Below are 17,445 nucleotides of genomic sequence, written 5' to 3' on the forward strand. Positions count from 1 at the left end.
CCCCTCTTATTCCATAATATTTTCAAGACCGTATACAAGGCCTTCAATGTTCATTACACTTTCTACCGCAAGTCGAACCCCTGGCATGAATGATGTTCTGTTCATAGAATCATGACGGATCGTCAAGACTTGACCCTCACCACCGAAGATGACTTCTTGATGCGCGACCAGTCCAGGTAATCTTACACTATGAATACGAATCCCTTCTAGTTCAGCGCCTCGTGCGCCTTTAAGGTCCTCTTTTTCATCAGGATGACCTTGTTTCTTTTCATCTCGCACTTCTGTTATCAGTTGTGCTGTTTTTAATGCCGTTCCTGACGGCGCATCCAGCTTTTGATCATGATGCTTTTCAATGATCTCGATATCCGGAAGGTATTTTGCTGCCATTTGAGAAAACTTCATCATTAAGATCGCACCGATCGCAAAGTTTGGCGCAATGATAGCACCTGTTTGTTTTTCTTCAGCTAACGCTTTTAGTCGCTCTAGGTCTTCATTTGAAAAGCCGGTTGTTCCGATCACCGTGCGCAGACCATGCTTTAGAGCAAGTTCAAGATGTTTTTTGCCGATATCTGGTCGTGTAAGATCAACAACGACATCTGCTTCAATTGAAGCAAAGCAGTTTTCCATATCATCATACACTGGTGCCTCCATTGACTGCGGTGCACCTGACAGATCTTTTACTTGAAGACCGTCATTCTTTGAATCTACAGCTGCCACAAGTTCAAAATGAGGAGTTTCCTCGATCATCTTCAACGCTTCTTGACCCATCTTTCCTCTTGGTCCTGCAAGTATGATACGAATATTATTCATGTGTAGTCTCTCCCTCTTTTTTTGTCCATCTGTCTTTGTCACGTGTTTCAAACTTATGCATAACGGTTTTCAACGCATCATCTAGATCTATATTCAAGGAGTTCGCAAGACAGATCAAAACAAAGAACATATCTCCAAGTTCTTCTTCAACCGTCTTCTTATCCTCTGTGGATTTCTTCGGTTTCTCTCCATAGTGATGATTCACTTCACGGGCAAGTTCACCTAATTCTTCTGTTAATCGTGCAAGCATAGCTAAAGGACTGAAATAGCCTTCTTTAAACTGTGATATGTATTGATCTACAACGTCCTGACTCTCTTTTAATGTACGATTGGCCATGATGTTGACACTCCTCATTCAATATTAGTCTTCTTTATGTTATCGGTATTTTTTCTGTTTGACAAATTTCATGAAATTTCGCTTATAATAGGAAGGCATGACTAAAAACAACCTCAGTATTTTTGTAGAAAGTAGGCCTCCTATGACTTATCCAATCAAACTAAAAAATATTTTATTCATCTTACTTGGTGCTGCCATCTTCTCGTTTGGAATCGTTCACTTTAATATGACGAACAATTTAGCAGAAGGTGGTTTTACAGGGATCACGCTTATTCTCTATTTTCTTTTTTCAATCGATCCTTCTTATTCTAACCTGGCACTCAACATTCCATTGTTCTTTGTCGGCTGGAAGCTGCTTGGCAGAAACGCCTTTATCTATACGATCATCGGAACAGTTGCCGTATCGGTGTTTTTGTTTATCTTTCAGCGTTTCTCATTCGTTACGATCAACCTTAAAGAGGACATGACACTTGCTGCATTATTTGCTGGTGTATTTATCGGAGTCGGACTAGGAATCATCTTCCGCTTTGGTGGAACGACTGGCGGAGTGGATATCATCGCGAGACTCGGTCATAAATTTTTAGGCTGGAGCATGGGTAAGACAATGTTCATCTTTGATTTCGTGGTTATCGCGATTTCTCTCGTCTACTTAGATTATAAAGAAGCGATGTACACACTCGTTGCTGTTTTCATCGGTGCACGTGTGATCGACTTTATGCAAGAAGGCGCTTATGCTGGTAAAGCCGTCATGATCTTTTCTGATAAAAATACCGAGATCGCAGCAGATATTATCAAAGAATTGGACCGTGGTGCGACCATCTTAAACGGTAAAGGTTCTTTTACAGGAAATATCCGGGAAGTACTGTACTGCGTTATCGCTAAGAACGAGATCGTCCGCATCAAGCAAGTGATAGAGCGCATTGATCCCCATGCATTTGTTACTGTAAATGATGTTCATGAAGTCATCGGAGAAGGTTTCACTTTAGATGCTGATAAGAATCCGATAGGCAGATAGAAAAAAAGCTCCCGATTATGTATCGGGAGCTTTTTTGTTAGTCTTGTATTAATCGTCTTGGTTCATCCCTAAGAACATGAAGATGAATCGTGCTAGTTCTAGTAATGCTACTAGCGCACCAGCTACATAAGTTAAGGCAGCAGCGTTTAGAACTTTACGTGCTCCTCGCTCTTCGTTGTTACGGATCAGACCCGTTGAAACGATCTGGTCCATCGCACGAGAGCTTGCATTGAACTCAACAGGCAGAGTAACGAACTGGAACAATACAGCTACTGACATGAAGATGATCCCTAGAAGGAACATATTCATAGAGCTTAAAAGCATACCACCAAGAATCAATAGAAACGAAAAGTTAGATCCGATGTTAGCTACAGGAACGAGCGCATGTCTGAAGCGCAAGAACGCATACCCTTCTGCATCTTGAATCGCATGCCCAACTTCATGGGCTGCAACCGCTGCACCTGCAATCGAACTTCCGTAATAGTTATCTTCAGATAAACGAACTACTTTGCTGCGAGGGTCGTAATGATCAGATAACATCCCTCTGACTGGCTCTACTTGAACACTGTAAAGTCCATTTTGGTCTAAGATCTCTCTTGCAACTTCTGCACCCGTCTTACCTGTGCTGTTACTGACTTTTGAATACTTTTTGTACGTGCTTTTCACTCGCATCTGAGCCCAGATTGGAACGATAAGCAAAATTGCGAAGTAGATTAAAAATCCACCCATCGTTGGCATTCCTCCATATAAAAAGCTTTTGATACTCACATTTTACGTTTTCAGCTCACAGTTTGTCAAAGAATACGCATGACTCATGACCCATTACCGTTTATCCGGCACTCGCAACTCATCCTGCTGATCACCTTTGTATTTTCTCCATCCTACGTAAGCTAGTGTTGATGATATGATTCCACCGATTGAAAATATTAGCCAAAAGAGCGACGGTTCTGAGTTATCTTTTTTCGCGAAGAATAGTGCTTCAAAGTCAGCAGCTGCTGTCTCAAGCTGTTTTTGATGAGCAGTATCCTTAAGTATTTGACTGCGGTTAGTATCTACGTAAGAAACGTGTTCATCCAGCTTTTGAAGATCTTCATCTTTCAGGTCGACCATGAGTGCCGGTCTGACCGTTTCGTACCTCTCGAGTAAAAGGTTAGCAGCTTGATGAAAGGTTACTGAATCATCCTCACTGATTCCTTTTTCCATCGTGATAAAAGGCTCTAGCATCATCAGCCCTGTTTTTTTCCATAACGGCTCATAATCAGTCTGAAGGGCATCCACTAATAATCGAACCTCTGTAAGCTTGTTTAGCTTTTTTTCTTTTGACCATTCGGGATTCTGAAGAGAAGACACAGCATCTCTGAACGTATATTCAACGAGACGCTTCTGTTCCGGTCTCAAGGACAAGACATCTTCAATATGAATGATGTTGGCGGAAGTAAACTGCAACACACCCGCAGCTTCTTCATACCTTTCTATCTTACCAAGCTCCCAGATCTCACTCGTTAGTTCATTGATCTCAGACCAATCCTTCGTTTCTGTATGATTTGACGCAAGTGCTGGCAAAGCAAGTCCAAAAACCATACAAAGAACCATCAATGCCCATCCAAACCTTCTCATCCGTTGTCCCTCCTGTACCCTTATACTTAAAACGTATGAGAGCTGGGACAAGGATAGACCTATAATTAAGGATTGGGAGCGTGCATTATGCTTTTCTCATTTTCCAAACAATGAAGATTGAAAGTACAGACAACCAAAAGGTTAAGTAACCGATCATATCTTGATACGGATCAAGAATGTCATATCTCGGCATCATATCAAACACATAGTCGATGATCTCGTTATGAAAAAGGACGAGAGCAGCAAGTGTTACGTGCCAACCCTTAATCTTATAAAACGGAGCATAAAGCAGCCCTTGAACCGCCATGCCGAGGTGTGAAAAGATAAGCATGTAGTTAATAAGATCAAGAGGAGTTCCAACAAGAGCTCCACCAAGATTCATCCCAACAGCCCATATGCCATACTTAAAAAGCGTCGCAACAGCCAACGCCTCGATCACTCCATGCTGTTTATCCCTCAAAAAACCGATGATAACAAAAACAAAAAACAAAGATGCTGTCGGACTATCGGGGACGAAAGGCAAAAAGTACCAAGGTGTCTCTTGCAGCTGATACAGGTACCAATAATAGCCATAGATCGTGCCTAGTATGTTGATTAAAAGAAGTGCAAGTAAAAACATTCGATCCATGATGATCGTTCGAATCCAAGACATAATCACATACTCCTTCTTTTTCTAAGTTCAGAAAAAAAGCCGGCCCATACCGAGCCGGCTTCTACCATTTACTTTTGTTCTAGTTTTGAGATGAATTCTGCTAATTGTTTTAGCTCATCATCAGAACCTTTAAACGCATTCGGCGGCATGCCTGGCGGCTTACCTTCTTTTGCGATTTTCATGATTTCTTCAGGCTTCAATCCTGTACCGATCAATGAAGGTCCTGATGCTCCACCTGATAACGTGTTACCATGGCAGCCTACGCAACTCTGCTGTTGGTAGATCTTGTATCCAGGGTCGTTTTCATCAAAACTTACATCAACGATCTTACCTTGAGTCTTCGCTTTTTCCCAATCGTGTGTCACAACAGATTCCCATGTTAAATATGTAACAGAGATCAAACCTAATAACATTAATCCAGTTGCGATCGGACGTTTAGAAGGACGTCGCTCCAACCCTTTGTCTAAGAATGGCGCAAGCATTAACGCACCAAATGCTAGACCCGGTATAATAACAGTACCGATAAGAACATAATCCCCTGCCGCATACTTGTACTTCAGAAGCTGGTATAAAAATAGGAAGTACCAGTCTGGTAGAGGAATATATCCAGCATCGGTAGGATCTGCTTTTTTCTCCAAAGGAGATTCATGGACGATTGTTAGTATGAGGTATCCGATTAAGAATACGGCTCCTACCATCCATTCTTTTAAAAGAAAGTTTGGCCAGAACGCTTCCGTTTTCCCCGGAAACTCCGAATAGTCTTTAGGAATATTCGGCTTGCGCTCAGCAGGGACACGTGAGTCACCGACAAACTTCATTCCTTTACCGCGATGCATATATTTCCCTCCTTTGCTCTTATGAAACTTTTAATCTTATGTTTGTTCTTACAACGGTCCGGAAATACCTTGTTTACGAATCATTAAGAAATGGGCACCCATCAAGCCTAACAATGCTGCAGGAAGGAAGAATACGTGAATCGCAAAGAAACGCGTGAGCGTCTGTGCTCCGATAATCTCTCCGCCGGCAAGGAATGTCTTCGCGATCGGACCAACAACAGGAATCGTCATAGCGATCTCAATTCCTACCTTAGTCGCAAATAGCGCTTTCATATCCCAAGGCAATAGATAACCTGTAAAACCTAAACCTAACATAACAAAGAAAATAAGTACTCCAACAACCCAGTTTAATTCTCTTGGCTTCTTATAAGCTCCCTGGAAAAATACGCGCAATGTATGTAGAAACATCATTACGATAACAAGGCTCGCGCCCCAGTGGTGCATTCCGCGTACGATCACTCCAAATGCCACTTCATTTTGCAGGTAATATACGGATTCCCAAGCATTCACGATATCAGGCACATAGTACATCGTTAAGAACATACCTGAAAGAATTTGGATAACCGTGATGAAGAAAGTTAATCCACCGAAACAGTAAACGAACGCAGAAAAATGATGTGCGGGGTTTACGTGTTCAGGTACTTCATGGTCTGCAACATCTCTCCAAAGCGGCGTAATATCCAGGCGCTCATCTACCCAGTCATAAATCTTTTGTAGCATTCATTACGCCCCCTTTCTTGGTTTTGCCTTTCCTAAATAAAGCTTTCCATCTTTCACCTGGCTGTCATATACATCAAGCGGTGCAAGAGGTGCAGTTCCCTTAACATTCGTTCCATCCTTCGTATAACGGCCTAAGTGGCAAGGACAGAAGAACTGGTTAGGGTGCGATGGATCTGTATTCCAGTCTACCGTACAACCTAGATGTTTACAGATTGGAGAAAGTGCGATAATATCACCATTCTTCGCTTTATAAACCCAGGCAGATTGAGTGACATCAGACTCGTACCAGCCATCTTTTTGTTTGATTTTAAAATCGAAACGCTTTGGTTCGTTCGCGATCTCTTCCATGCTCGTAACCGCTACCAATTCTTGATCTGTTCCCTCTTTTAGAATCGGATCAAGGGCGAAACGGACCATTGGCATAAGCATGCCGGCAGCCATAAATCCGCCTACGCCAGTTAATGTGTAGTTTAAGAACTGACGTCTTGAAATATCTTCCTTTGACATTGTTTTCCCCCCCTTATGCTGTAAATGACGGTCCATCCGGACTTTTACACACATATTACTAGGACATAAACATGATAGCTTATGTTGTCTTTTAATGTCAATATGACATGTGGTAAATATTACGAATTTATACTTCTCTGCCAATCGTTGAAAATGAGTTGAAACAACGGTTTTACCTGCTCTTTTATCACCTCAAGTTTATACTTCTCGTCCATGGTTTCTAGTGGCAGAGCGGGAACCCAGAACAATTGACCAGAAAGTTGCTGTTCGAACTCTTTCCAATACACATCACTTGTCATGAGGAAGATATGTTTAAAATGTCCCGAGTTTTTTACGTGCTCTATGAAACTAGTTAATAGATCCATAGAACTTTCATCCTTTACATATGTAAAATTAGGTGATAAAAACAACCTGCCATGCAGCTGACGCTCGATCTCTGATGTTAACAGTTCTGTATACTCAGACATCGTCACACTGGATTTGAACTCGTGGGAGAAACTGACTGGTGTTAACGGAATGAGAATCGAGTCCACATACTCACCAGATTTTAAGAACACATCTGCGTCTTTCGTTTTCCATTTCATAAAAAAATCTCCTTACTTGGTATGTACTGCTTCTTATCGTACCATATTTCTCTTCCTGGTAATGAGATTCTCAATGAAAATAGGTATTTTTACAGATGTCGAAATATGTCTAGGAATGTCGACTCGCGGATTAAAGCGAAAAACTTCTGGATAAAGTGACCAAACTTTAGGATTGCAGGCTAAAACTCGTGGATTCAAAGCAAAAATTTGTGGATTGGTTGCAAAACAAGCTTGGCTGAGACCAACAATATCGTGTGTGCACCCTTTCACAGAAGTCATATAACGCACAAAAAAGACGACTCTTTCTTAAGAGTCGCCTTCACACAACTAGGATGGCTGTTTTTCTAAATTTTTTAGTTCATTCGTCCATTTTGTAAAGCTGTCATAATCCTTTTGGTCTAGTGCAGCATCGATCTTTGCCATAATATCATTCTTACGGTAGGTTTCAATCGACTTTTCTAATACCATTTCCGCCCATATGCCGTATTTTTTGTCCATAGACATATTCTGAGGCAAGTGTGGATTTTCTTCTAAAACCGAAGCGTACTCGGGCGTCAGACGTGATGCGTTAAAATTAAGTTCCAGATAGATCTCTTCTTCTTGGTTCAAGCGGATGTCGTGAAATGATTTTTCGGCATCAGTCGTTAGAACATTTTGCTTGTAAAAACGGAATGGAACTCCGTCTGTGCATTGAGTTGACATGATTATGGCCTTTGGACAATATTCAGCTTTCTCTACAAAATGTACCTTCTCCATCAGTTGGTCATCACTAACTAAATAGTTTAATAACCAAACACATTCGCGCTTCTTTAACTGATAATGATTAAGGAACCATTTGATAAAATCCTTTTTTTCAAGGACCGAAACGGTGCTGCTCATTGCAATCCCCCCATCATTCAAAAACACGTCATCTTGATAATAAATATATTCTCTCACTGCTCGTAAAATCCTTCTTCACTTCAGAAAGTTTTAAAAATCTTCCAGTCGATTCAAAACATCCTCAATATCGTCTCGTTCAGGGCTTTGGTTCAACAAATTCTGCAGAATGCTCTTCGCTTTCTTCTGCTCTCCTTCCTCGATGAGGAAGTATGCATATTCTTCTAAGAACACCGGGTCCTCCGTAAACAACAGAGAAGCTTTTTGGAACCATTTTGCAGCCTCTGTATAGTTCTCGGTTTCTTTATTTGCTGTAGCTAGATGCCAGTACATGAGCGGTATCTCTTCTTTCGTTTCAGCCAGAGACTTGTAGAGACTGAGCAGATCTTCAAATCGTTCTTCACGAATGTATTGATCTCCTAACCGCAAGAGTGGTTCGATCCGTGTTGGATTGATTTCAAGTGCTTGTTTCACCCACTGTTCTCCTTGATCAGGGTTGTGGAGTTTATAAGCTAACCTTGCCGCTTGTAGATAGATATTTTCGTTATGTTCATCTCTTTTTAATCCTTCAGTGATAACATCATACGCCTCTGTTAGAGCTCCTTCTTCTTCATATGCTTCAGATAGAACGCTATAAAGGGTCGTATAATCAGGATCCATGTCTTTTAGTTCTTCAAGACTTGCGATCGCTTCTTTAAACTCACCTGCTTTAAAGGCCGTTACTCCATGACCAAATAAGCTGTAAAGATCTTTATGGTGATCCAGACCTTTTCTATAGAATGGAAGTGATTCTTCAAATTTACCTGCTCTGCTTAATGCTTCGGCATATCGTAATGTAACATCTTCTATTTCAGCTTTTTCATCGATCGCTACTTTTAATAGTGGCAAACTTGAATCAAATTTACCTTGCCTTAAATAAAAATCACCTAAAGCATAAGCAAGTACAGGATGTTTCTGGTCCTTTTGATGCGCTTCAGTAAGCTTACGTTCTGCTACTTCTGTCAGTCCAAGACTTTCATAAAGATCTGCTTGAAGAATTAGTGCTCTAAGATATTCATCATCATCTTCATTTACTTGATCTAAATACTCGATCGCTTTCTCATCCATTCCTTCATCTAAGCAGCATTCTGCAATAGAAACGAGCAGTTCGCCGTCCCCAGGGTACTTTTCTAGCAACTCATTAAAAAGGTTCATCGCTTCGGTTGTATGGCCCCAGTTCAAATAAACTTCGGCAATCTCGAACTTTTCTGGATCTAGAGCTTTTTGTTTTATTTTTTCTAAAAGCGACATTCCTTTTTCTACGTCACCATGTTCAACAAGCCTTATTGCATCTTGGATTTCGTTCACTGATAAAACTCCCTTATCCCTTGTATTCTTGTGCCTATTATACACGAGATACGAGAGATTCTCCAAAACGACGAGGCTTTACTACGATAATTTCTTTACCAAACCCTTGATGAGTTTCTGGAAGATTCTTAGTAAAAACGATTTTGCCTCTTACGATTACAGCTTGCAGCGTATCACCTATTGCATCTATACGATAGATGCAATAGTCAGCATCACTTCCTGTGAACAGACCGCCTTTTACAGGATATAGACCAAGCATTTTTAAACTTGGTAACGAGATTGGTTCGGTTTCACACAGATCATGAAAAAGAGTTGGGATCTGATGTTTGACCGATAGCTCGTTCCATTTTCTTTGCCACGTGTTTTTCAACTTCTGATCTATGTTCGCTGGAAAGGTTGGAAAGACTACAGTACCATAACTGAAATTAGTTTCACTGATCCTCTCCCAGATCACATGTGTTAACTGAGCAAAATCTTTACAGATCAACTGGATGAACGGGATTTTCTGTTTTCGGCAAAAACTCATCATTTGTGGTGTGATTTTTTCTGGAGACATACTTAGACCGATGCAATAGTCTATTGAACTGGATATTAAGAGATGCCTCGTTCGCTTCAACTCTGTTTCTGCTTCATGCAGATAGTTGACTTCAGCAGAAGCTAAGAGCGTAGTCGTGCCGCTTCTAACTCTCTCGCTAAGGGTCTGTCTTACCTTTTCGATAGGCAATCTATTCAATGACATAAGAGGACTGATATGCCCAGGAATCATCTTTAAACCATGCAGAGACATCTTCATCACATTCATTCTAAGAGGGCCCTGTGAGACATAGGAGATTTTCTGAGAGTCTACTAGATAAGAAAGAACAGTGTCTGTACCGAGCGATTGCAGCGGGCGCTCAATGATATATCGCATAGCTCGCCTCCTTTTTTTCTCTATAGGACAAGTTATGATAGAGATGTTATTTTTATGATAGAAAATTTAAGAGGAAACTAAAGAAGAGAACAAAAAAAGTCCTGACATGTAAGCGCTGTCAGGAAAGTATAATATGGATAGGAGTGGAGAGAAACCATATTACATTCATTATAAATAGAGCTTATTTAAAATGCAACACTTTTTTGAAAATTATGAAAATAGCCCGATATAATTAATCATAATCGGGCTTTTGTTGTGGGTCTTTTATTTATTTACTTTCTCTACTACAGAATCAATATACGCACCTAAGTGTTCTATGATCTCTTTGTTCTGGTCTTCTTCACCGATCGTTACTCGGATCATGGTAGGAAAACCTAATGCACTTCCTGAGCGCACGATGTAACCTTTTCGTAGAAGATAATCAAACGCTTTATCAGCATCAGATTTTACGTCGAGCAGAATAAAGTTTGCTTCTGAGGGGTAGTACAACAGCCCTTTTTCATCACAGAATGAATAGAACATTTCTAGACCTTTTCTGTTCTTTTCTTTGCATTCTGAAATAAACGTATCATCTTCTAAGGCCCCAATCGCTGCAGCTTGAGCGATACGAGAAGTGTTGAAAGGCTCTCTAGCAGGCTCAATCGACTGGATGATAGAAGACTGTGCGACTCCATAACCAATTCGAAGTGCAGCTAGTCCATGAGCTTTTGAGAACGTTCTTAGAATCACTAGATTCGGATACTTATCCAAGTAATCTAGTGTGTTTGGATAATCAGCAGCTGATACATATTCATAATAAGCTTCGTCACTTACTACGACCACATCAGACGGAACTTTTTCCATAAAACTTACAAACTCTGACTCAGGAATATAGTTTCCCGTCGGGTTGTTCGGATTGCAAAGCCAGACGATTCTCGTATCTTGATCGATCGCCTCGAGCATACCACCTAGATCATGATTGCCTTCGATCAGCTCAACCTCTCTCACTTCAGCTCCTTCAATGACAGCATTATGTCTGTATTGTGGAAAAGTAGGAGCGGCCATCACAGTATTCGTTTCAGAAGATAGATAGGCTCGGCAAAGAATTTGTACGACTTCATCTGAGCCGTTTCCAAAAATAATCTGGTCTTGTTTCACTTGAAGTTGGTTTGAAAGTTTTTCTCTAAGCTCAGCTGAATAGCCGTCAGGATACACATGAAGCTGTGATAACTCCTCATTTATTTTCTCTTTCGCAAGATCAGAGCATCCATAAGGGTTCTCGTTTGAAGCAAGTTTCACAATTCTTTCAAGACCTAGTTCACGCTTCACTTCTTCTACTGGTTTACCTGGTTTGTATGGTTTTAAAGATAACAACTGCTGTTTCGGCTGCATTTTCCCACTCCTTTTTAACGACTATAGACAGGCAGCAATGACTCAATATACGATTTAAACGTTTTGATCGCTTCCTCTCTGTTCGTTAGCAGGTCACTCTCTAGCTCCTCAATCTTTTTAACGATCGCACTGCCTACGATAAACCCATCACTGCTGCCATCAAACTGCTGGATCTGTTCTCGTGTAGACAGTCCGAACCCTACTAAGACTGGAACGCGGCTGTTTCGTTTCGCGGCTTTTAAGAAATCGTCCAATCCAGCTCGAAACTCACTTCTGATTCCTGTCACACCTAAAGATGAGATGCAATACAAAAACCCTTCTGCCTCTCTACTGAGTCTAGCAAGCTTTTCTTCACGTGTTGTAGGTGAAACAAGCGAGATGAGAGCAAGGTTATGCTCTGAACACATCTTCCGTAGATACCCGCTTTCTTCATACGGCAGATCAGGTACTAGAACCCCATCTACACCGCTGTTCTCTGCTAACTTCAGGAAACGATTTTCTCCTAATTGTAACAAAAGATTATAATAAGTAAAGATAATTACCGGAATCTTCAATCCTCTTTCACGAAGCTTTGAAACGAGCTTTACCGTTTTCTCAAGATTCATGTTTTGTGCCAAACCTCTCATACCCGCTCGTTGAATAACAGGTCCATCAGCTAAAGGATCTGAGTATGGAACACCCAGCTCGAGAGCGTGTGCTCCACACTCTTCTAGAGCGAGTGCCAGGTCAATCGTTGCTTCTTCACATGGATCACCAGCCATGATATACGGAGTGAAGCGAAAATCTGAAGATTGCTGAAAAACTTCCCATCTCTTATTCATACTCATTTCCCCCTTCTTCAAATTCCATCAATGTATGAACATCTTTATCGCCTCTTCCAGATAAACAGACGACTACATGTTGATCTTTTTGCATTTTTTTAGCGAGCTTCAGACTATATGCTACGGCGTGTGCACTCTCTAACGCGCATAGAATACCTTCGTTCTCACATAAAAGCTTCAAAGCGTGTAATGCTTCTTCATCTGTGACTGCTTCATAAGTTACTCTTTTTGTCTCATGCAGGTAAGCATGCTCTGGTCCTATTCCTGGATAATCAAGTCCTGCTGAGATCGAGTATGGTTCTGTAATCTGTCCTTCGCTCGTTTGAAGAAGCTTTGTCAACGAACCGTGAATCACACCATTCGACCCTTTAGATAACGTTGCCGCATGCTGAGCAGTCTCTACCCCCATCCCTGCAGCCTCTATGCCATACAGAGGTACATCTTTCTCAATAAACGGTGCGAACATGCCGATCGCATTACTGCCACCGCCCACACATGCAACAACAGCGTCAGGAAGCTTCCCTTGTTGGATCTCTTTAAACTGACTCTCTGTTTCATGACCGATCACCTGTTGAAATTGTTTGACCATCTTCGGGTATGGATAAGGTCCTACAGCTGATCCGATGAGATAGAATGTGTCTTCTACCGCAGCAACCCATTCCCGGATCGCCTCATTAGTAGCATCTTTTAATGTTTGGCTGCCACTCGTTACCTCAATCACTTCTGCTCCTAACAGTTTCATGCGAAACACATTTAAAGCTTGTCTTCTTATATCTTCTTTTCCCATATAAACTTTACAAGATAATCCGTACTTAGCAGCTACTGTCGCTGCTGCTACGCCATGCTGACCCGCTCCAGTTTCAGCGATGATCTTTTTCTTTCCCATCCTTACAGCTAAGAGTGCCTGCCCGATGGCGTTATTGATCTTATGTGCCCCTGTATGGTTAAGGTCTTCTCTTTTTAAATAGATGGATGCTCCACCATTCGACTCACTCAATCGGTCAGCTTTTGTTAATGGAGTCGGACGTCCTGAATAAATCGCGAGTTCTTTTTGAAAAAGCTCATTAAATTCTTGATCTTGGATGGCTTCGTTGAAAGCTGTCTCAAGCTCTTCGAGTGCAAACATGATTGTTTCTGGTACGTATTTTCCTCCGAACACTCCATATCTTCCTCTATGATCAGGTACTGTTGCTGTAGTCATCTCATCATCATCCTTTCAAGAGTTTCTATTCTTTTTACGCTTTTTTTGCCATTTTCTTCGATACCACCACTTAAATCGATTCCGTGTGGATGAAGTTTCATCAGTTCTGAAACATTTTCTGGTTTGATTCCGCCAGCAATGAAACACGTAACTCCTATCCCATCTGATGCTTTCATCATGTTAGGAACTTCCTCCCACGAAAATGGAATGCCGGTACCGCCGAATTGACCTTGAGAGACAGAATCTATGATAAGTCCATCTGCCACTTTTCCGTGTAACTCTATTTCTTTTAAGATGCTTTCACTAAAAGGGAGTGCTTTATAGATTTCTTTGTTGCAATGTACTCTTATTTCCTTGAGCTGATCAACCGATTCAGTTCCGTGACACTGGATGATATCGATCGGTACTGTGTTAATAACATTCTTGATCTTTTGTAGAGTTGCATTTTGAAAAACACCTACTAGCTTTTTAGGTTTTCCGTACTTCTCGATCCAGCTGTTCACTTCTGTAGGATCGACTTTCCTTTTACTTTCAGCGAATATGAATCCGATCAGATCTGCTTTTGATTCAATGAGCAGCTTATAGTCCTCTTCAGACTGACAACCACAATATTTAATTTGAACAGTCATGATAAAGCTCTCTTATCTTATTTTCTATGGAGTCCGCTCTCATCAATGTTTCTCCGATCAACATTCCGTTCACTTGGTGATCCAGCAGGCTTTTAACATCTGAAGCTGTTTTTATGCCACTCTCACTAATCACGAGGGTTTCGTTTTTAATAGATGAAAGAAGTGAAAACGTATGCTCGATATCTGTTGTGAACGTTTTTAGGTCACGATTGTTTATTCCAATCATAGAAGGGTCGCAAACGTCGTAAACTTGCTCGATCTCACTAATTGAGTGTACTTCGACCAAGCACTCTAACCCGCATTCTAAAGCTAGTGCGTGAAGCGTCCCTAACCGTTCAGCCGGCAAACATGCGGCAATCAGCAGAATCGCATCTGCTCCATTTTCTACACTCTCAATAACCTGCTTTTCATCGATGATGAAATCTTTTCTTAAGAGAGGAAGCGAAACATGTTTTCGAATATCTTTCAAATATTGAAGGTCTCCTTGAAAGAACTTGGTGTCCGTTAAGACGGATAAGCAAGATGCTCCTGCTTTTTCATAATCTATCGCGATCTCAATTGGATTAAAATTTTCTTTAATAATTCCTTTGGATGGTGAAGCTTTTTTCACTTCGGCGATCAATGCTGGTCTTATCACAGAGTTAGCGATTCTATTAGCAAAAGGGCGATGATCCTTATCTGTAAAATCCAGCTCACCTTTTTTGAACGAAGGAAGAATAGCTACTTCTCTTTCTTTTTGCTTCAATATTTTAGTTAACATGTGCATTCGCCTCTTCTTTCGTCATTTCTTCTAGATGATCATATGCAGAATTTGAATGTAGACATTGTTTGATGATCTCCACACCGTCTCGAATACTCGGAACTCGTTTTGATGCAAAAAGGGCGGCAGCCGCGTTCAAGATGACGATGTTTCGTGCTGATTCGTTTCCTTCTCCTTGTAGGATGGAACGTATGAGTTCTGCACTTTCTTTTTTGTTTGAAACAGTTAAATCATTTAGATTTCCTCGATGTAACCCTGCTTCTTCAGGTGTGTAGTTGAACGAATTAATCGTGTTGTTCTCCACTAAATACATCCGTGTCTCGCCAGTGATCGAACATTCATCCAATCCATCTTTACCTGTAACGATCAATGCGCGTTTGATCCCGAGCTTCTGAATCACTTTAGCAAGCTTTTCAGCAACTTCTTCATTGCTTGCTCCAATCAGTTGATAAGCAGGTGCCATCGGGTTTAACAATGGACCGATACAATTGAAGATCGTTCGAAATGGAAGTTGCCCTCTCAACGACGCTACTTTTTTTAGTGCCGGATGAAAATATGGAGCGTGTAAAAACGCGATGTCGTGTTTATTCAGTTGAGAGTTCGCTTCAAAGTGGTTGCTGGCTGCTCCAATACCTAAAGCTTCTAAAACATCAGAGCTACCACTTTTTGATGTAATTGCTTTGTTACCATGCTTGGCTACCTTTACTCCTAAAGAAGCGAGTATGATACTTACCGCTGTAGAGATGTTAAAGGTCGATGCTCCATCACCGCCAGTGCCACAAGTGTCCATGAGCTCACCGTGCTGGGATGAATCTGCCGCTCTAGAGAGCTTTCTGATCGCCTTAACAAAACCAACGATCTCATCGATCGTCTCGCCGCGAAAGCTCATGATGCTTAAAACAGAACTTCCTTGCGCATCTGTTACATCACCATTGGCTAATTTCTCCATAAAATAAAAAGCTTCATTTTCGGTTAATGTTTCGTGTTTCATTATTTTTTGAATGATATTTGAAATCATATGAACACCCCTTAATCGTTTTGGTTGTTTTGTCTACAAACAAAAGCGTTCAAGGAGGGATCGGATGGGATATGATCATGTCTGCACCTCCGCTTTATACGGAGAATGAGGGGGATATAAGAGGTCGATCTTTTACGGGAACATGTACATCCTTCTTTTACGAAGCATATAAAAAAGCCATGCAGAAATAACCCGCATGGCATATGTACATATCCATTCTCGGCTCTGCTCCACTCAAACTCTCTCAACTTGTCTCAACTAGGCTCTAAACTCTATACTAATGTGCACAGTTACGTGTGCTCTAAACTTATCAGTTACATTAAACCATTGTAGGAAATCTGTCAACAGATTTACATGGTTGTATTTTTGTTTTTTAACTCAGTTTTCGATAAAAGAACGGTTCTACCGATACTAAGTCGTATAAACCTGGATTGAAGATCTGCTCGGTACTTCCCACGAACAGAACACCGCCGTTTCGAAGTGCTTTGCTGAATTTTTGATACAGGACTGTTTTGGCTTCTTCCGTAAAATAGATCATTACATTTCGGCAAACGATCAGATCAAAATCAGATTCAAAACGATCAGAAAGCAAGTTCTGCTTCTTAAACGTTACATGTTTTTTGATTGAATCTGTAACGCTGATACCGAGTTCCTCTTTTGTTGTATATCGTGCTATTTTATCGCTCGGAACATCTTTGATCGCTTTTTCAAAATAAAACCCTTTTTTGGCTTGCTCTAACACTTGTTGATCTAAGTCTGTTGCAAGGATCGAAAACCTTGATACGTCCTTTTTGTAATCGGATAACAGCATCGACAAGCTGTATGGCTCTTCTCCTGTGGAGCAGGCTGCGCTCCATACTTTTAAAGATGACCTGTCTTCAACTAACAGAGGAATGATTTTTTTCTCTAGTACATCCCAACGAGCAGGATTTCGGTAAAATTCAGAAACGTTGATGGTCATACGGTCTAGAAATTCAAGAAGTAATTCTGGATTTTTTGTGAGTGCACGAAAATATTCAGAAAACGTTGTAAATCCCCGTTTGTCCCTCAGTGCAATGAGTCTGCGTTTCATCTGCGCTTCCTTGTATAAGGAAAGATCTATTCCTGTTTGATCATAAATGCTCTGTTTAAAGCTTTCGTAGTCGCGATCCATATGTTTCTCTCTCCAATTCACTTCTGCTATCCATATTTAGTCTATGTATGTATAATATCGGATCGGAATTTAAATTGTTGCGTTATCGGAGCGACATTATTAAGATGTCGACTCGATGATATAAAGCAAAAACTCCACCGGATTTTTTAAGAAATCTCCATGTAAATGGTTGATAAATGTACAACAGGCGCTCTCTTTTGATGCGATAATCAAAATTTTTAACGTATTGCCTCAAAACCCGTTCTCACTTCCATTTTCGGAACGAATAGACCCATTCTCAG

Annotated in this window: 20 protein-coding genes; 1 reads left to right on the forward strand and 19 read right to left on the reverse strand. The window is 40.9% G+C overall.

The window, feature by feature from the left end; genetic code table 11:
- Positions 1-6 precede the first annotated feature (6 nt).
- Positions 7-810, reverse strand: a complete 804-nt coding sequence (dapB, locus tag HU823_RS03615) for a 4-hydroxy-tetrahydrodipicolinate reductase (RefSeq protein WP_144699406.1) — start codon at positions 808-810, stop codon at positions 7-9.
- On the reverse strand, positions 803-1,147 hold the full coding sequence (locus HU823_RS03620; RefSeq protein WP_144699404.1) for a nucleotide pyrophosphohydrolase: 345 nt from the start codon (positions 1,145-1,147) through the stop codon (positions 803-805). The genes dapB and HU823_RS03620 overlap by 8 nt, the downstream gene beginning before the upstream one ends.
- Positions 1,148-1,289: 142 nt before the next feature.
- Between HU823_RS03620 and HU823_RS03625 the strand changes: the two genes are divergently transcribed.
- On the forward strand, positions 1,290-2,162 hold the full coding sequence (locus HU823_RS03625) for a YitT family protein (RefSeq protein ID WP_137789063.1): 873 nt from the start codon (positions 1,290-1,292) through the stop codon (positions 2,160-2,162).
- Positions 2,163-2,210: 48 nt separating this feature from the next.
- On the opposite strand, the gene HU823_RS03630 is transcribed toward HU823_RS03625, so the two are convergent.
- The 17 genes from HU823_RS03630 to HU823_RS03710 all read right to left on the reverse strand — a co-directional run bounded on the left by HU823_RS03630 (position 2,211) and on the right by HU823_RS03710 (position 17,164).
- Complete coding sequence (locus tag HU823_RS03630; RefSeq protein WP_137789062.1) at positions 2,211-2,891, reverse strand: zinc metallopeptidase; 681 nt, start codon at positions 2,889-2,891, stop codon at positions 2,211-2,213.
- Positions 2,892-2,984: 93 nt separating this feature from the next.
- Positions 2,985-3,779 (reverse strand): sporulation protein YpjB, encoded by a 795-nt coding sequence (locus HU823_RS03635; RefSeq protein WP_144699402.1) that lies wholly within the window; start codon positions 3,777-3,779, stop codon positions 2,985-2,987.
- A gap of 85 nt (positions 3,780-3,864) precedes the next feature.
- A complete protein-coding gene (locus HU823_RS03640) occupies positions 3,865-4,431 on the reverse strand; it encodes a DUF1405 domain-containing protein (protein ID WP_197221204.1) in 567 nt (188 codons plus the stop codon).
- A 68-nt stretch (positions 4,432-4,499) separates the two neighbouring features.
- On the reverse strand, positions 4,500-5,267 hold the full coding sequence (locus tag HU823_RS03645; RefSeq protein WP_144699398.1) for a menaquinol-cytochrome c reductase cytochrome b/c subunit: 768 nt from the start codon (positions 5,265-5,267) through the stop codon (positions 4,500-4,502).
- 48 nt (positions 5,268-5,315) lie between these two features.
- Entirely contained in the window at positions 5,316-5,987 is a 672-nt protein-coding gene (qcrB, locus tag HU823_RS03650) for a menaquinol-cytochrome c reductase cytochrome b subunit (protein WP_066241815.1), read from the reverse strand.
- A gap of 3 nt (positions 5,988-5,990) precedes the next feature.
- A complete protein-coding gene (locus HU823_RS03655; RefSeq protein WP_066395637.1) occupies positions 5,991-6,494 on the reverse strand; it encodes a ubiquinol-cytochrome c reductase iron-sulfur subunit in 504 nt (167 codons plus the stop codon).
- Between the two features lie 119 nt (positions 6,495-6,613).
- Positions 6,614-7,078: a YpiF family protein gene (locus HU823_RS03660; protein ID WP_197221205.1), complete on the reverse strand. Its 465-nt coding sequence runs from the start codon at positions 7,076-7,078 to the stop codon at positions 6,614-6,616.
- 327 nt (positions 7,079-7,405) lie between these two features.
- On the reverse strand, positions 7,406-7,957 hold the full coding sequence (locus HU823_RS03665) for a ReoY family proteolytic degradation factor (RefSeq protein ID WP_066395641.1): 552 nt from the start codon (positions 7,955-7,957) through the stop codon (positions 7,406-7,408).
- A gap of 90 nt (positions 7,958-8,047) precedes the next feature.
- Complete coding sequence (locus tag HU823_RS03670; RefSeq protein ID WP_197221206.1) at positions 8,048-9,301, reverse strand: tetratricopeptide repeat protein; 1,254 nt, start codon at positions 9,299-9,301, stop codon at positions 8,048-8,050.
- Positions 9,302-9,338: 37 nt separating this feature from the next.
- Positions 9,339-10,211 (reverse strand): hypothetical protein, encoded by an 873-nt coding sequence (locus tag HU823_RS03675; RefSeq protein ID WP_197221207.1) that lies wholly within the window; start codon positions 10,209-10,211, stop codon positions 9,339-9,341.
- A 264-nt stretch (positions 10,212-10,475) separates the two neighbouring features.
- Complete coding sequence (gene hisC, locus HU823_RS03680; protein ID WP_197221208.1) at positions 10,476-11,582, reverse strand: histidinol-phosphate transaminase; 1,107 nt, start codon at positions 11,580-11,582, stop codon at positions 10,476-10,478.
- A gap of 14 nt (positions 11,583-11,596) precedes the next feature.
- Positions 11,597-12,403 (reverse strand): tryptophan synthase subunit alpha, encoded by an 807-nt coding sequence (gene trpA, locus HU823_RS03685; protein ID WP_197221209.1) that lies wholly within the window; start codon positions 12,401-12,403, stop codon positions 11,597-11,599.
- The gene (trpB, locus tag HU823_RS03690; RefSeq protein WP_197221210.1) at positions 12,396-13,604 is read right to left on the reverse strand and encodes a tryptophan synthase subunit beta; all 1,209 of its coding nucleotides are present in this window, start codon (positions 13,602-13,604) and stop codon (positions 12,396-12,398) included. The genes trpA and trpB overlap by 8 nt, the downstream gene beginning before the upstream one ends.
- Positions 13,601-14,233, reverse strand: coding sequence for a phosphoribosylanthranilate isomerase (locus HU823_RS03695; protein WP_144699384.1), 633 nt, complete (start codon positions 14,231-14,233; stop codon positions 13,601-13,603). The genes trpB and HU823_RS03695 overlap by 4 nt, the downstream gene beginning before the upstream one ends.
- On the reverse strand, positions 14,217-14,993 hold the full coding sequence (gene trpC, locus HU823_RS03700) for an indole-3-glycerol phosphate synthase TrpC (RefSeq protein WP_197221211.1): 777 nt from the start codon (positions 14,991-14,993) through the stop codon (positions 14,217-14,219). Before trpC ends, HU823_RS03695 begins: the two co-directional genes overlap by 17 nt.
- Positions 14,983-16,011, reverse strand: coding sequence for an anthranilate phosphoribosyltransferase (gene trpD / locus HU823_RS03705; protein WP_197221212.1), 1,029 nt, complete (start codon positions 16,009-16,011; stop codon positions 14,983-14,985). Before trpD ends, trpC begins: the two co-directional genes overlap by 11 nt.
- Before the next feature lie 373 nt (positions 16,012-16,384).
- On the reverse strand, positions 16,385-17,164 hold the full coding sequence (locus HU823_RS03710) for a CheR family methyltransferase (RefSeq protein ID WP_144699378.1): 780 nt from the start codon (positions 17,162-17,164) through the stop codon (positions 16,385-16,387).
- Between the last annotated feature and the right edge of the window lie 281 nt (positions 17,165-17,445).

The organism is Fictibacillus sp. 18YEL24 (assembly GCF_015903855.1).
In the GTDB taxonomy this organism is placed as follows: domain Bacteria; phylum Bacillota; class Bacilli; order Bacillales; family Fictibacillaceae; genus Fictibacillus; species Fictibacillus phosphorivorans_C.

Coding starts and splice junctions, on each gene's coding strand:
- dapB (WP_144699406.1), bottom strand. CDS start 810: ATGAATAATATTCGTATCATACTTGCAGGACCAAGAGGAAAGATGGGT.
- HU823_RS03620 (WP_144699404.1), bottom strand. CDS start 1,147: ATGGCCAATCGTACATTAAAAGAGAGTCAGGACGTTGTAGATCAATAC.
- HU823_RS03625 (WP_137789063.1), top strand. CDS start 1,290: ATGACTTATCCAATCAAACTAAAAAATATTTTATTCATCTTACTTGGT.
- HU823_RS03630 (WP_137789062.1), bottom strand. CDS start 2,891: ATGGGTGGATTTTTAATCTACTTCGCAATTTTGCTTATCGTTCCAATC.
- HU823_RS03635 (WP_144699402.1), bottom strand. CDS start 3,779: ATGAGAAGGTTTGGATGGGCATTGATGGTTCTTTGTATGGTTTTTGGA.
- HU823_RS03640 (WP_197221204.1), bottom strand. CDS start 4,431: ATGTCTTGGATTCGAACGATCATCATGGATCGAATGTTTTTACTTGCA.
- HU823_RS03645 (WP_144699398.1), bottom strand. CDS start 5,267: ATGCATCGCGGTAAAGGAATGAAGTTTGTCGGTGACTCACGTGTCCCT.
- qcrB (WP_066241815.1), bottom strand. CDS start 5,987: ATGCTACAAAAGATTTATGACTGGGTAGATGAGCGCCTGGATATTACG.
- HU823_RS03655 (WP_066395637.1), bottom strand. CDS start 6,494: ATGTCAAAGGAAGATATTTCAAGACGTCAGTTCTTAAACTACACATTA.
- HU823_RS03660 (WP_197221205.1), bottom strand. CDS start 7,078: ATGAAATGGAAAACGAAAGACGCAGATGTGTTCTTAAAATCTGGTGAG.
- HU823_RS03665 (WP_066395641.1), bottom strand. CDS start 7,957: ATGAGCAGCACCGTTTCGGTCCTTGAAAAAAAGGATTTTATCAAATGG.
- HU823_RS03675 (WP_197221207.1), bottom strand. CDS start 10,211: ATGCGATATATCATTGAGCGCCCGCTGCAATCGCTCGGTACAGACACT.
- hisC (WP_197221208.1), bottom strand. CDS start 11,582: ATGCAGCCGAAACAGCAGTTGTTATCTTTAAAACCATACAAACCAGGT.
- trpA (WP_197221209.1), bottom strand. CDS start 12,403: ATGAATAAGAGATGGGAAGTTTTTCAGCAATCTTCAGATTTTCGCTTC.
- trpB (WP_197221210.1), bottom strand. CDS start 13,604: ATGACTACAGCAACAGTACCTGATCATAGAGGAAGATATGGAGTGTTC.
- HU823_RS03695 (WP_144699384.1), bottom strand. CDS start 14,233: ATGACTGTTCAAATTAAATATTGTGGTTGTCAGTCTGAAGAGGACTAT.
- trpC (WP_197221211.1), bottom strand. CDS start 14,993: ATGTTAACTAAAATATTGAAGCAAAAAGAAAGAGAAGTAGCTATTCTT.
- trpD (WP_197221212.1), bottom strand. CDS start 16,011: ATGATTTCAAATATCATTCAAAAAATAATGAAACACGAAACATTAACC.
- HU823_RS03710 (WP_144699378.1), bottom strand. CDS start 17,164: ATGGATCGCGACTACGAAAGCTTTAAACAGAGCATTTATGATCAAACA.